Here is a 15,168-nt window from a genome sequence, read left to right as displayed (position 1 = left end):
CGACGATGTGCCGCCGGCGGCCCCCGCCCACACCCCTTTGAACCGCTTTCCTGGATGTGGACACCTTGGTCAAGTCTGTCGCAACCCCTGACGCCGTCGCGCCCGGTCGCGCGCAGCGCGCCGTGCGCGCGCTCGTGCCGGCCGCCGTGCTCGGCGCCCTCGCCGCATTCGGCCTCGCCGCCGCGCTGCCGGCCGTGTCGCAACTCCCGGGCGCCGTCGACTCGGGCACGGCCGCGCTGCCGCAGCGCGTGCTGTCCGATACGCCGTTTCCCACCGCGCAGCATTTCGTGGCGAGCGAGCTCGCCCGCACGATCGGCGAGCGCAACGAACACGTCGATCGCAGCGATCGCAGCCTGCAGCCGGGCCTGTTCGCGCCGCTCAGCGCGCATCGCAACGACATGCTCGGCTACGCGAGCCTGTTCCAGTTCGCGTCGCCCGAACACCAGCAAGGGATGCGCGCGGGCGACATCGACCTCACGCTGTCCGACACACTGAACCGTCTCGATGTGCCGCCCGAAGTGCGTATCCAGCTCGGCGATCTCGTCACCGGCAAGGTTGCGATGCGCGCGAGTGCGCAGCGCGGCGACTATTACCGCCTCGCGTTCGACACGAACGACGGCACGCCGCGCCTCACCGCGCTCGAGCTGCGCGTCGCCGGGCGCACGTTCGGCGCGATCTGGTTCCGCGCGCCGGGCGCCGAGCACGGTGCGTACTACACGCTCGACGGCTCGCCGCTCGAAGCCGCCGCGTTCACGATGCCGGTCAAGTGGACGCGCATCAGCTCGTTCTTCGGCGAGCGCATCCATCCGCTGTCGCAGGCGATGGCGTTCCATACGGGCGTCGATCTAGCCGCGCCGAGCGGCACGCCGGTCGATGCGGCGGCCGACGGCGTCGTGTCGTTCGTCGGCACGGATCCGGGCGGCTACGGTCGCTATGTGATCGTCGATCATGCGGACGGCTATTCGACTTACTACGCGCACCTGTCCGCGTTCGCTCACGGGCTCAAGACCGGCGAAACGGTGAAGCAAGGCCAGCGCATCGGCTCGGTCGGGATGACCGGCGCCGCAACGGGCCCGCACCTGCATTTCGAGGTGCGTGTCGCGAACGAGCCGGTCGACCCGCTCGTCACGCTCGCGAGCGCGCAGACGGCGCTGTCCGACATGCAGCTCACCGCGTTCCGCCAGGAAGCCGCTCAATGGCGCTTCCGCCTCGCGTCGATCAGTACGACGCCGTTCGCGTTCGCGCAGAACGACGGGCCGCTGTGGGGCGATTTCGCCACCGGTCCGTCGACGCTGCGCGCCGTCTTCGACACGCACTACTCGGCGTCGTGACGCACGCGCCGCGCGCGGCGGCGCACCGTCACCGCGCCGGTTCCGTGTACTCGACCGTCGCCTGCGCCGCGCGTTGCGCACGCGGGCGACGCGACAACAACCACCGCGCCGCGCCGTCGAGCGACGTGCACAGCACCAGATAGATCACCGCGACGAACAGGAAGATCGGCGCCGGATACACCATCAGCCGGTTGTTCACCTGCGTCGCGACGAACGACAGTTCCGGCACGCCGACGATATACGCGAGCGACGTGTCCTTCACGAGCGCGACCCACTGGTTGACGAACGAAGGCGTCATGATCCGGATCGCCTGCGGCAGCAGCACGTAGCGCACCGTCTGCCAGCGCGTGAGCCCGAGCGACAGCCCGGCCTGCCATTGCCCGTCGCCCGCCGCGACGATCCCCGCATGCACCGCATGCGCGAGATACGCGCCGCCGATCAGCGCCAGCGCGCACACGACCGTCGCGAGCCCCGGCACGTCCATGTGCAGTAGCACGGGCACCAGGAAATACGTCCAGAAAATCAGCATCAGCACCGGAATCGCGCGAAAGAAGCCGATGAACGCGAGCAGCAGCACGCGCGCCGGGCCGCGTGCAAGCGCCATCGCGACGCCGAGCGTCACGCCGAGCACGGCCGACGCGATCGCGGACGCGAGCGCCAGCAGCAGCGACAGCGCGGCGCCGCCGAGCGGGCCGTCCGGAAACGCGCCGACGAGCAGGTACGGCAAATTGGAGAGGAGCAGCGAAAGGTCCATCGTCAGCGCCCCGCTCCGAGCCGGTCGCGCCATTGCGTGGCCGCATACGCCCCGGCCTCGATCGCGGCCACCGCCGCGACGTACAGCAGTGTCGCGACGCCGAACGCGGCGAACGTCTTGAACGTTTCGGTCTCGACCTGCCGCGACGCATACGACAGCTCGGCGACGCCGATCGCCATCGCGAGCGACGAGTTCTTCACGAGATTCATGTATTGGCCGAACAGCGGCGGCAGTGCGATGCGCACGGCCTGCGGCAGCACCACGTAGCGCAGCGACTGCATCGGCGTGAGGCCGAGTGCGGCTGCCGCATCGTGTTGCGCACGTCGCACGCCGCGCAGGCCGGCTTCGCATTCCTCGGCGACGAAGGCAGCCGTATAGGCGCTCAAGCCGACCCAGCCCGCGACGAATTCGAACGACGGCCACGCGAGCGTGAAGGCGCCCGCGCTCACCGCATGGCGCGCGTTGAGCCACGCGATCCACGTATCGGGCAGCAACGACGCGACGCCGAAATACCAGAACAGCAACTGCACGAGCAGCGGCGTGTTGCGAAACGCGACGACGTATGCGGCGGCGACCGTGCACGGCGCCCTGCCGCGCGCATGCCGCATCACGGCGAGCACTAGCCCGCCAACGGTCGCGGCGACGGCCGACGCGGCCGCGAGGCCGAGTGTCAGCAGGAAGCCCTGCCAGAGCCAGGACAGATATTTGGGAGCCAAGCCGAGCATGCCGTGGCGTGCGTACGAAGCGCACGTTCTGATGAAAACGAAAAGCGCCGCACGGCCGATGTTCAGGCCGATCGCGGCGCACGTGCGGGACCGCTCAGGTCTTGTCGCCGATACGGAAAATGCGCGTGAGCGGCGTTTTCGTCGTCGGCCCGAACCATGCGTCGTAGATCTGCACGGCGCGACCGTTCGCCTCGAGCCCCTTCAGCGTGTCGTTGACGAAGCCGAGCAGGCGCGTCTCGCCCTTCGGCACGCCGACGCCCATGTAGTCGTTCGAGATCGTGAACGCCGGGATCTCGTAGTTCTGCTTGTCGGGCACGTTCGCGAGCAGGCCGATCAGCTTCGGGCCGTCCTGCGTGATCGCCTGCACGTTGCCGGCGCGCAGCGCGGCGAACGCGAACGGCGTGTCGTCGTACGCGACGATCGTCGCCTTGGGGAATTTCTCGCGCAGCGTGATCTCGTTGGTCGTGCCCTTGTCTGCGCCGACGCGCAGGCCATTCAGTTGGTCGGCCGATTTCAGCACGCCCTTCTTCGCGAGAAACTGCTGGCCCGACGAGAAATACGGAATGCTGAAGTCGACCTGCTTCGCGCGCTCATCGGTGATCGTGAAATTCGCGAGCACGAGGTCGACCTTGCCGGACGTCAGGAACGGGATGCGGTTCGCGGGGTTGGTCGGTTGCAGTTGCAGCTTCACGCCGAGCTTGTCGGCCAGCGCCTTCGCGTAATCGACGTCGAGACCGACGATACGGTTGCTTTTCGCGTCGACATAGCCGAACGGCGGGTTGCTGTCGAACGTCGCGACGCGCAGCACGCCGGCCTTCTTGATGTCGTCGAGACGGTCCGCATGCGCGACGGTGCCTGCGGTAACGAGCGCGACCCCGACGAGCCACGCAGCGAGCGTGTTGATTTTCATGAGCACGACCTGATTTGTTATGAAGGCCGCCGCGGATCGCGCGGCGGCCCGGTTCGAAAAACATCGCGACGGAGTGTGTCGTCGCGAAGCCGCTAACGTATCAGCGCGTGCGGCGAATCCGAACCAACAAATGGTGCTTTGCTCTGCGGGTTTCGTGATGAGGCACGGGACGCATTTGCCGCGCGCGTTCATCGCGCCGGGCCGCGCTCCCGGTCACTCGCCGCCGTCCTCCGTGCCGTCCGCGGCGGACACCGCACACAGGAATTCGCCGTCGCCATCGTCCCGCAGGTAGTCGAGCGAACGGTCCATGCTCAGGAACGACAGCGTGCCCGATGCGCCGAGGGCAAACAGCGTACGGCGATCCGGTGCGAAGATTGTTTGCGACACGCCGGCCGTGACCGGAAATTCGCCGACCGTGCGGCGCGTCGCGGTCTTGATCACGCGCAACGGCTTGCCGTCGTATCCGGTCACCGCGATCAGCGTGCCGTCGCCGTTGCCGTCGAAGCCGTGCATCGACGTCTGGCAGACCGGATAGCTGCCGCGCGCGGTGAGGCTCGACGCGTCGCGCCACTGCACCGCCGACGCGTTGTAGAACCACGTTCCCGCGCCGTTCGCGCCCGGCGTCGCCTGAATGAAATCCTGGTCGACCGGATAGGTCTGGACCGGCGCATTCGTCGCCGTATCGAACGCAACGATCGCGCTCTTCTGCATTGCGTATGCATACAGTCGCCGGCCATCGGGCGACAACCACATCGACAGCGCCCGGCCGAACTCGACGCCCGCCGCGTCGTGCTCGCCGAGCGGCAGCGTCGCGACGACCTGCGGCCAATGCGCGAGGCTGACGACGGAGATCGTGTCGTCCAGGCTGTTCAGCACGTAGAGCCTGTCGTTCGACGCGGACGCGACGATCGCGCGCGGAAACCGGCCAAGCGCCACGCCGTCGACGATCGCCCCGCTGTTCAGGTCGATGCGTACGAGCCCGTTCTCGCGCATCGACGCGACATAGGCGTAGCGCTCGTCCGGACTCACGTACACGCCGCTCGCGCCGCGCCCGCGGCACATATTGCCCGGGCAGCCGTCGAGCCCCGTCTTGAACGGCTCGCCCGCGATCGTGCGCACGACCGCGCGTCGGTCGACGTCGACGACGACGAGCGTGTTCGCGTCGATGTCGGTCACGTACAGGCGCTTGCCGGTTGCGCCGAGCACCATCGCGTACGGCGACTTGCCGACAGGCACGACCGTGCCGGCGGCCTGCTCGGCCGACACCGGCGCGGGACGATGCTGCTCGTCGTCGCGGATCTGCGCGTCGATCGCGGCCGCCTGCCGTTTCGCCTGACGCTGTGCGGCATCGTGCGCCATCTCTCGATCCATCTCGACGCGCCATGCCTGCAATTCCTCGCTGCCGGCCCGCTGCGCGGCGAACAGCATCGCGACGCTGCCGAGCACCGCGAGCACGAGCGGCACGACGACACCGCCGCGGACCTGCCCCGACCGGCCGGCCCCGTAGATCAGCCAGCCGGCGACGAAGCCGGCGATCACGCCGCCGAGATGCGCGGCCTGGTCGATGCCGCCGATGAAGAAGCCCGACAGCAGATTGATCGCGATCACCTGCCCGACCGCGCCGAGGTTGATCACGACCGGCGCGTCGTTCCCGCCTTCGCGCGCGCGGCGCAACGCGAAGGCCGCGGCCGCACCGGCCAGCCCCATCAGCGCGCCCGACGCGCCGACGCTCACGACCGGCTTGATGCCGCTCGTCTGAAGCGCGACGCCGAACGCGAGGCTGGCGCCGCCGACCTCGTGATAACCGTGCCACAGCGCGCTCAGCAACGAGCCGCCGAGTGCGGACAGCAAGTATGCGACGCCGAATCGCAACGTTCCGCCGACGCGTTCGAGCACGGTGCCGAGCACGACGAGCATGTACAGGTTCAGCGCGAGATGCATCCAGCCGCCATGCAGGAACGCACTGGTCAGCAGCCGCCACGGCTGCCCGGTGAGTGTATAGGGCGCGAAGTTCGCGCCCCAGTCGAGCAGTAGCCCGTTCGATAGCGGGCCATACGACGCTTGCCGCCACATCAGCAGGAAGACGACCGCATTGACGACGGCCAGCAGAATCGTCAGCCACGGCATCGGATGTCGTTGTTCTCTCATGGGGATCTTGGTATGGGTTGCCGCGCGCAAGCCGCGCGAGCGCCATTATATTTCGCGTCCCGTCACGAGAACGTGGCGACACCAGCCGACGGAGCCGGGATAAAAAAACGCCCGCTGCACGCAGCGGGCGCGAATCCCAGTCAAGGAGGTGTCACACGAACTACACAGCCAGATTAAGGACATCGCGCGCCGCGGACAACGAATCGATTTCCATATCGATATGACGCGGCATGCTCACGCCGCACGCCTCGGGCGAACGGCGGATGCCGCCGCGCGCGTCATCGCACGCCGCAAAAAAAACGTCCCGCCAACCGGCGGGACGTTCGTCATCGTGCAGGTACGCGCGACGCGCGGCCGATCACGGCTCGTGGCGCAGATACCCTTCCTTGCTCGGATCGCGCATCCGCCACGACACGATCAGCGAGATCGCGCACAGCACGGTCACGTACCAGTAGAAGGTTTCCTCGCTGCCGATCGACTTGAACCACAGCGCGACGTACTCGGCCGAGCCGCCGAAGATCGCGTTCGCCACCGCGTACGACAGGCCCACGCCCATCGCGCGCACTTCCGGCGGGAACATCTCGGCCTTGATGAGGCCGCTGATCGACGTGTAGAAGCTGACGATCGCCAGCGCAACCGTGATCAGCACGAACGCGGCCACGGGGCTCGTCACGTCCTTCAGCGCATGCATCAGCGGCACCGTGCCGATCACCGCGAACGAACCGAACAGGATCATCGACGTGCGGCGGCCGATCTTGTCCGACAGCGCGCCGAACACCGGCTGCATCAGCATGTAGACGAGCAGCGCGACGGTCATCACGTTGCTGGCCGTCTTCGCCTGCATGCCGGCCGTGTTCACGAGGTACTTCTGCATGTACGTCGTGAACGTGTAGAAGATCAGCGAGCCGCCGGCCGTGAAGCCGACCACCGTGAAGAACGCGCCCTTGTGCTGCCACACGCCGCGGATCGTGCCGGCATCCTTCTTGTCGCGCGATGCACTCGTCGACGTCTCGTCGAGCGACTTTCGCAGGTACAGCGAGATCAGCGCGGCCGCCGCGCCGACCACGAACGGAACGCGCCAGCCCCACGCTTTCAGCTCGGCGGTCGACAGCGTCTGCTGCAGGATCACGAGCACCAGCAGCGCGCACAGCTGGCCGCCGATCAGCGTCACGTACTGGAACGACGCGAAGAAGCCGCGACGGCCCTTCAGCGCCACTTCACTCATGTAGGTCGCGCTCGTACCGTACTCGCCGCCCACCGACAGGCCCTGGAACAGGCGCGCGACCAGCAGCAGCGCCGGCGCGAGCGCGCCGATCTGCGCATAGGTCGGCAGCACCGCGATCACGAGCGAGCCGCCGCACATCATCAGCACCGAGATCATCATCGCCGCGCGACGGCCGTGACGGTCGGCGATGCGGCCGAACAGCCAGCCGCCGATCGGCCGCATCAGGAAGCCGGCCGCGAACACGCCGGCCGTGTTCAGCAGCTGCGTCGTCGTGTTGCCGCTCGGGAAGAAAGCCGGCGCGAAGTACAGCGCGCAGAACGAGTAGATGTAGAAGTCGAACCACTCGACGAGGTTGCCCGATGAGGCGCCGACGATGGCGAACACGCGCCGCCGGGTATCTTGCGCGGACAGCGCAGCTTGGTCGGTCTGGACGTCCATGGATTGGTCTGTTCCTTTTAGTACTTTCTGGGCGAGACGGCTGGGGCCGCCGCGTGCGGTCGCACGTGGCACCGGTTCCGGTGCTTGGCGCTACGGGATTTTAGCGAAATGTAAAGTAACAAGCGCTCCGGGTTCGTCCGGATGTAGAAAATTTTTCTCCCGCTAGGCGTTCGTCATATGAAAACGCCAGCCCCCAGGCTGGCGTCCGATGCAAACATTTCGACCGCGACCGATCACACGCGCACTTCCGGCGGCACGTAGCGGCACTCGTAGCGCTTGCGCACGGTGCCGGCCTCGTCGACGCTTTCCAGATACACGTCGAACTGCCAGAGCCGCGCCATGTGCTTGAGCACTTCCTCGCTGTCGTTCGACAGGTGGCGGTTGTCGGTCATGAAGTGACGCAGCGTGAGGCTGCGGTCGCCGCGCGTGTTGACGGCCCAGACCTGGATGTTCGGCTCGCGGTGATGGATGTCGTACTGCCGCGACAACGCCTGCCGCACGTACTGGTAGCCGGATTCGTCGTGGATCGCCGATACCTCGAGCGAATCGCGCATGTCGTCGTCGAGCACCGAGAAGAGCCGCATCTCGCGAATCAGGTTCGGCGACAGATACTGCGCGATGAAGCTCTCGTCTTTGAAGTTGCGCATCGCGTAGTGCATCGCCGGCAGCCACGGCGTGCCCGCGATCTCCGGAAACCACTTGTAGTCCTCCTCCGTCGGCGCCTCGCAGATCCTTCGGATGTCGCTCATCATCGAGAACCCGAGCGCATACGGGTTGATCCCGCTGTAGTACGGCTTCGTGACGGGCGGCTGGTAGACCACGTTGCTGTGCGAATGCAGGAACTCCATCATGAAGCCGTCTTCCAGCTTCCCCTGGTTGTACAGCGTGTTGAGCAGCGTGTAGTGCCAGAACGTCGCCCAGCCTTCGTTCATCACCTGCGTCTGCCGCTGCGGGTAGAAATACTGGCCGATCTTGCGCACGATGCGGATCACTTCCCGCTCCCACGGTTCGAGCAGCGGCGCATTCTTCTCCGCGAAATACAGCAGGTTCTCCTGCGGCTCGGGCGGATAGCGGTCTTCCTGCTCCTCCGTCAGCTCGGGCTTCTTGCCCGGCAGCGTGCGCCACAGTTCGTTGACCTGCGACTGCAGGTACGCCTCGCGCTCGCGCCGCAGCGCCGCTTCCTTCGACAGCGACGGTTTCTGCGGCCGCTTGTAACGGTCGACGCCGTAGTTCATCAGCGCATGGCACGAGTCGAGCAGTTCCTCGACGCGATCGAGGCCGTAGCGCTCCTCGCATTCCGCGACGTAGTTCTTCGCGTACACGAGATAGTCGATGATCGCGTGCGCGTCGGTCCACAGCCGGAACAGGTAGTTGCCCTTGAAGAACGAGTTGTGCCCGTACGCCGCGTGCGCGATGACGAGCGCCTGCATCGTCATCGTGTTCTCTTCCATCAGATACGCGATGCACGGGTTCGAATTGATGACGATTTCGTAGGCCAGGCCCATCTGGCCGCGGCGGTAGCTCTTTTCGGTCGCGAGGAAGTGCTTGCCGAACGACCAGTGACGGTAGTTGACGGGCATCCCGACCGACGCATACGCATCCATCATCTGCTCGGCGCTGATCAGTTCGAGCTGGATCGGGTAGATGTCGAGCTCGTATTGTTCGGCGACCTGCGAGATGTGCGTGTCGTATTCCTCGAGCAATTCGAACGTCCAGTCGGACGGGCACGGCAGCGGCTTGCGTTCGGCAACGTTCATACGCGCTTCCTTTTGCCCGGAACCGGGCAAGTCGGCGGCCGGCGGCGGCGTCTCGGCCTGCACGCGTTGCTGCGGTGCGGCAGGGCCGGCCGTGTCGTCGCCGGAAGGACGCGGCTCGTAGCCGCGCGACTCGTTGTGCAGATGGCGGGTCGTCATGACATTTCCACCTGCTTTTCGAACAATTCGCGAAACACCGGGTAAATGTCCGCAGCCGATTCCACTTTTTTCATCGCGAGATGCGGTTGCGACAGGGCCAGTTGCGCGTATTCCAGCCACAGGTTCTGCTCTTCCGGCGCGACCTGGATATACGCGAAGTAACGCGTCTGAGTGAGGATATCCTCTTCCAGGATTTTGCGACACTTGGGCGAATCGTCAGTCCAGTTGTCGCCGTCGGACGCCTGCGCGCCGTAGATGTTCCACTCGGTCGGCGAGTAGCGTTCGCTCATCACCTTGCGCATCAGTTCGAGCGCGCTCGACACGACCGTGCCGCCGCTTTCGGTCGAATGGAAGAAGGTATCTTCGTCGACTTCCTCGGCGCGCGTGTGGTGACGGATGAACACCACTTCGATGCGCTCGTAGTTACGCTTGAGGAACAGGTAAAGCAGGATGAAGAAGCGCTTCGCGAGATCCTTGCGCTGCTCGTCCATCGAGCCCGACACGTCCATCAGGCAGAACATCACGGCCTGGCTCGACGGTTGCGGCTGCTTCACGCGGTTGACGTAGCGCAGATCGAACGGATCGATGAACGGAATCCGCCAGATGCGCCCTTTCAGGTGATGAATCTCGGCCTCGAGCGTCGCGATTTCCGCGCGACGGTCTTCGGGGTCGCTCTTCAGCGCCTCGAGCTGCGCCTCGAGCTCGCGCAGCTCGTTGACGAGCGGCGAGCCGAGCGCGATGCGCCGGCCGAGCGCGCTGCGCAGCGAACGTACGACGTCGATGTTGTTCGGCGTGCCTTCCGCCGACCAGCCCGCGCGCACGTTCTTCCAGCTCGGCACCGTCAGCAGGTGCGTCTTCACGAGGCGCGGTAGCTCGAGATCGTCGAAGAAGTACTGCATGAACTCGTCGCGCGACAGCTCGAACACGAAATCGTCCTGCCCTTCGCCCTCGTTGCTCGCCTGACTGCCGCCGCCGCCCGAGCCGCCCTGCGGACGCGGAATCTTGTCGCCGCGCACGTAGTCCTCGTTGCCGGGGTGCACGTATTCACGACGCCCGCCCGGCGCGTGCCGGAAATTCGGCTCCGCGATGTCCTTGCGCGGGATCGTGATGCTCTGCGTGCTCTGGATATCCTTGATGCTACGGTCGCGCACCGCGTCGGACACGGCACGACGAATGTAGTTCTTGACGCGACGCAGAAAGCGTTCGCGATTGGCGATGCTCTTGTTCTTGCCGGCCAGCCTGCGGTCGATGATTTGATGAAGCACTCCCGGTCTCCCGCTCGAAAGTCGATCTGCCGGGGCACTCGCCGCGCATGCCGTCTGCCGTCATGCGGGCGGCGCCTCTGAAAGCGCCCGTACGGACTCGCCGTCCGGGCGCGATACCGCGCGTGTCATGACGACTTGCGCACGCGCAGGTACCAGTCGCAAAGCAGCCTCACCTGCTTCGGCGTATAGCCCTTCGCGACCATCCGGTTCACAAAGTCCTCATGCTTGCGCTGCTCCTCCGCCGAACCCTTGGCGTTGAACGAAATCACCGGCAACAGTTCCTCGGTGTTCGAGAACATCTTCTTCTCGATCACGACACGCAACTTCTCGTAGCTCGTCCACACGGGGTTCTTGCCGGCGTTCGCCGCCCGTGCGCGCAACACGAAATTCACGATCTCGTTGCGGAAATCCTTCGGATTGCTGATCCCGGCCGGCTTTTCGATCTTCTCCAGCTCCGCGTTCAGCGCGGCGCGGTCGAAGCTCTCGCCCGTGTCGTGGTCGCGGAATTCCTGATCCTGGATCCAGAAGTCCGCATACGTGACGTAGCGATCGAAGATGTTCTGGCCGTATTCCGAATACGATTCGAGATACGCCGTCTGGATCTCCTTGCCGATGAACTCCGCGTAGCGCGACGCGAGCACGTCCTTCACGAAAGACAGGTACTTCTGCTCGGTCTCCGGCGGGAACTGCTCGCGTTCGATCTGCTGTTCGAGCACGTACATCAGATGCACCGGGTTGGCCGCGACCTCGCTCGTATCGAAGTTGAACACGCGCGACAGGATCTTGAACGCGAAGCGCGTCGATACGCCGGTCATCCCTTCGTCGACGCCCGCGTAGTCGCGATACTCCTGGTACGACTTCGCCTTCGGATCGGTGTCCTTCAGGTTTTCGCCGTCGTACACCTGCATCTTCGAGAACAGGCTCGAATTCTCCGGCTCGTGCAGGCGCGACAGCACCGAGAACTGCGACATCATCTTCAGCGTGCCCGGCGCGCACACGGCTTCGGCCAGCGACGAATTGCGGATCAGCTTCTCGTAGATCTTGATCTCTTCCGACACGCGCAGGCAGTACGGCACCTTCACGACGAAGATCCGGTCGAGCAGTGCCTCGTTGTTGCGGTTGTTGCGGAAGGCCTTCCACTCCGATTCGTTCGAGTGGGCAAGAATCACGCCGTCGAACGGAATCGCGCCGAACCCTTCGGTGCCCTTGAAGTTGCCTTCCTGCGTGGCGGTCAGCAGCGGGTGCAGCACCTTGATCGGCGCCTTGAACATTTCGACGAATTCGAGCAGGCCCTGGTTCGCGAGGCACAGGCCGCCCGAGTAGCTGTATGCGTCGGCATCGTCCTGCGCGTACTGTTCGAGCTTGCGGATATCGACCTTGCCGACCAGCGACGAGATGTCCTGATTGTTCTCGTCGCCCGGCTCCGTCTTCGCGATGCCGACCTGCCGCAGGATCGACGGATAGCGTCGCACCACGCGGAACTGGCGGATGTCGCCGTTGTATTCGTGCAGGCGCTTGACGGCCCACGGACTCAGGATGCTTTTCAGGTAGCGGCGTGGAATGCCGTACTGTTCCTCGAGGATCGGACCATCCTCGTCGTAGTCGAACAGCCCGAGCGGCGATTCGTTGACGGGCGAGCCCTTCAGCGCATAGAACGGCACGCGCTCCATCAGTTGCTTCAGACGCTCGGCGATCGACGACTTGCCGCCGCCCACCGGGCCCAGCAGATAGAGGATCTGCTTCTTCTCTTCAAGACCTTGCGCAGCGTGGCGGAAATACGCGACCACCTGCTCGATCACCTCCTCCATTCCGTAGAACTCACGGAATGCCGGATACACCTTGATGACCTTGTTCGCGAAGATCCGCGACAGGCGCGGGTCGTTGCGGGTATCGATCTGTTCAGGTTCCCCGATTGCTTCCAGCATGCGTTCACCCGCCGTCGCATACGCGGATGGATCGTTCTTGCAGAGCGCGAGATACTCCTCCAGCGAGAGCTCTTCCTCTCGCGTTTTTTCGAAGCGGTTCGCGAAGCTGCTGTAAATATCCATGCTACCTCCCTCGCCTGAGTCTGAAGACGTGCCTGCCTTCGTACGACTGCGCAGAAGCAAGCGCGTTCGAATTCATCCTAAACCCTTTCTTATTTTTTTTCACGAACTCTTCGTATGAAGTTCGTCATTCTCGACAACACCGCTTGGACAACGCATTTCGTCGTTTTACAATTGACCTCCCGAGCCGCAGAAACTGCATCCGCCGCGTCTCGTCGAACATCGAAACGGCTCGTGCGTTGGACACCTCCGACGTCGCCACTTCCCCCCTTCATCCCTATACGTTCGAGCGGCCGCGTGCGATGACACGCCGCGCGCACCGTTACAAATTTTTTTCGCAGTCCCTTACGGACATACCCGTACGACGAACGCGGGAACATGACGCGCACGCAGCGCATCCGCGCGAATTCGTCGGTGCGAGACGCGCGATGCGCGATGCACGTGCCGATGCCCGATCGATCGTCCGTGCTGTCACATTCGGCTGTCGCAGAAACGACGACGCCCGCGGATCGCGGGCGTCGTTCGTCACCAAATGGGGATAGATACGCGGCGCGCGCGGATCAGAACGTCTCCCAGTCGTCGCCGCCGGCGGTCGCGGCTGCCGGCGCGGGTGCGGACGCAGCCGATGCGGCGGCAGGCTTGCGCGCCGGCATCGCGGCGGCCGCGCGTTTCGGCGCGGCATCGCGTTCGATGCGCGCGGCAGTCTGTACCGGCGCAGCCGCCGGCGCGGAAGGCGCACGCGGCGTGTGCCGCGCCACCGCAACGGCGGTGCCCGCGGGCGCCGCTTCGTCGTCGAGCTGGAATACCGCCGCCGTTTCGCGCAGGCGGGCCGCCTGTTCCTCGAGCGACTGCGCGGCGGCCGCGGCTTCCTCGACGAGCGCCGCATTCTGCTGCGTGACCTCGTCCATCTGCGCGACCGCGCGCGCCACCTGGTCGATCCCGCCGCTCTGCTCCTCGGACGCCGCCGCGATCTCGCCCATGATGTCCGTCACGCGCTGGACCGCGCCGATCACGTCGTTCATCGTGCGCCCGGCTTCGTCGACCAGCGTCGAGCCGGTCCGGATCCGCTCCACCGACGCGTCGATCAGCGCCTTGATTTCCTTCGCCGCGCTCGACGAACGCTGCGCGAGGCTGCGCACTTCGCCGGCGACGACCGCGAAGCCGCGGCCTTCCTCGCCCGCCCGCGCGGCTTCGACGGCCGCATTCAGCGCAAGAATGTTGGTCTGGAACGCGATTCCCTCGATGATCGCGATGATGTCCGCGATTTTCGCCGAGCTGTCGTTGATTTCGCCCATCGTGCCGACCACCTGGCCCACCACCGTATTTCCCTTGTTTGCAATGTCGGACGCATTCGCGGCCAGCGAGCTGGCCTGGCGCGCATTGTCCGCATTCTGCTTCACGGTGCCGGTCAGCTGCTCCATGCTCGACGCGGTTTCCTGCAGCGCGGCGGCCTGTTCCTCGGTACGCGACGACAGGTCGATGTTGCCGGCCGCGATCTGGCGGGCCGCGGTCGCGATCGACTCGCTGCCGCCGCGCACGGTGCGCACCGTGTCGACGAGCCCGCGCTGCATCCTCGCGAGGCCTTCCAGCAACCGCCCCATCTCGTCACGCCGGTCAACGACGATCGGCCGGCGCAGGTCGCCCGCGGCGATCGCGTCGAAATGTGACAGCGCATCGGTAATCGGGCGGCCGATCGCGCGGCTCAGCGTCAGCCACGACAGCACCGCGGCGGCAACGCCAGCCAGCAGCACGACGATCAACAGCACGCGTAACGTGTCGAACATCGATTCCGCGCGATTGAAGCTCGCCTGCGCATCGGTGAACTGGAAGTTGCGCAGCGCTTCGCCGGCCACGGCCAGCTCGTTGTAGCGCACTTGAAGCTGCTTTGCGCCGTCGCCGATCCGGTCATGATCGCCCGTGCCGATCGCACTCGCGAACGCGTCGCAGGTGTCCTGCAGCACCTTGCGCCGGGCGGCGACGTCCTGGGCGAGCCGGTCCTCATCGGCGCCGCGCGGCAGCGCGAGGTACTTCTGCCACCACGCGTCGGACTGCGTGCGCATCGTGCGGCTGCGCTCGACGGCGACCGCCGCGTCGGGCGTGCCGGCCAGCAGCGCCGCGCGGTCGAGCGCGAGGCGTTCGCGCGCGGCGAACATTTCCGCGACCGACACGTCGACCGCGCTCGGCATCTGGTTCGTGAAAATCTCGCGCGTCGAATCGTTCGAACGCGTCATCCCGTACAGACCGAGCACGCCGGTGACACCCAGCAGTACCGCCAGAAACGCCATCGTCAAACCGATGCGCGCACGAATCGTCAGGTTCCTGAACACCATCATCCATCCTGTATTGCGTCGTCATGAACGGGCCCGGCCCGTTGGCTCGAAGCATTGCTTCACTTGGTGCATTTACGACCGTGC

The 15,168-nt window shown here is 65.5% G+C and carries 10 protein-coding genes; 1 reads left to right on the top strand and 9 read right to left on the bottom strand.

Going from position 1 to position 15,168, the window contains the following annotated elements; all coding sequences use genetic code 11:
* The first annotated feature begins 65 nt into the window (after positions 1-65).
* Positions 66-1,331 carry a M23 family metallopeptidase gene (locus C4B30_RS28800; RefSeq protein WP_027784399.1) on the top strand — a complete coding sequence of 422 codons (1,266 nt, stop codon included), beginning with the start codon at positions 66-68 and terminating at the stop codon, positions 1,329-1,331.
* A gap of 28 nt (positions 1,332-1,359) precedes the next feature.
* Here the strand turns inward: C4B30_RS28800 and C4B30_RS28795 are convergent, their stop codons facing one another.
* The 9 genes from C4B30_RS28795 to C4B30_RS28750 form a co-directional block, all read right to left on the bottom strand.
* Complete coding sequence (locus C4B30_RS28795; protein ID WP_027784398.1) at positions 1,360-2,085, bottom strand: amino acid ABC transporter permease; 726 nt, start codon at positions 2,083-2,085, stop codon at positions 1,360-1,362.
* A gap of 2 nt (positions 2,086-2,087) precedes the next feature.
* Positions 2,088-2,810, bottom strand: a complete 723-nt coding sequence (locus tag C4B30_RS28790; RefSeq protein WP_027784397.1) for an amino acid ABC transporter permease — start codon at positions 2,808-2,810, stop codon at positions 2,088-2,090.
* 94 nt (positions 2,811-2,904) lie between these two features.
* Positions 2,905-3,720, bottom strand: a complete 816-nt coding sequence (locus tag C4B30_RS28785) for an ABC transporter substrate-binding protein (protein ID WP_027784396.1) — start codon at positions 3,718-3,720, stop codon at positions 2,905-2,907.
* A gap of 213 nt (positions 3,721-3,933) precedes the next feature.
* On the bottom strand, positions 3,934-5,868 hold the full coding sequence (locus C4B30_RS28780) for a rhomboid family intramembrane serine protease (RefSeq protein WP_027784395.1): 1,935 nt from the start codon (positions 5,866-5,868) through the stop codon (positions 3,934-3,936).
* A gap of 358 nt (positions 5,869-6,226) precedes the next feature.
* Positions 6,227-7,531 (bottom strand): MFS family transporter, encoded by a 1,305-nt coding sequence (locus C4B30_RS28775; protein ID WP_027784394.1) that lies wholly within the window; start codon positions 7,529-7,531, stop codon positions 6,227-6,229.
* Between the two features lie 233 nt (positions 7,532-7,764).
* Complete coding sequence (locus C4B30_RS28770; protein ID WP_027784393.1) at positions 7,765-9,444, bottom strand: SpoVR family protein; 1,680 nt, start codon at positions 9,442-9,444, stop codon at positions 7,765-7,767.
* Positions 9,441-10,709, bottom strand: coding sequence for a YeaH/YhbH family protein (locus C4B30_RS28765; protein WP_027784392.1), 1,269 nt, complete (start codon positions 10,707-10,709; stop codon positions 9,441-9,443). Before C4B30_RS28765 ends, C4B30_RS28770 begins: the two co-directional genes overlap by 4 nt.
* Before the next feature lie 125 nt (positions 10,710-10,834).
* Positions 10,835-12,757 (bottom strand): PrkA family serine protein kinase, encoded by a 1,923-nt coding sequence (locus C4B30_RS28760; protein WP_027784391.1) that lies wholly within the window; start codon positions 12,755-12,757, stop codon positions 10,835-10,837.
* 557 nt (positions 12,758-13,314) lie between these two features.
* Entirely contained in the window at positions 13,315-15,084 is a 1,770-nt protein-coding gene (locus C4B30_RS28750) for a methyl-accepting chemotaxis protein (protein ID WP_105133253.1), read from the bottom strand.
* Positions 15,085-15,168: the final 84 nt, after the last annotated feature.

The organism is Burkholderia sp. BE12, assembly GCF_002959955.1.
Lineage (GTDB): Bacteria > Pseudomonadota > Gammaproteobacteria > Burkholderiales > Burkholderiaceae > Burkholderia.
Note: the sequence above shows the minus strand (reverse complement) of the source record. Positions and strands in the feature narration are given on the sequence as shown.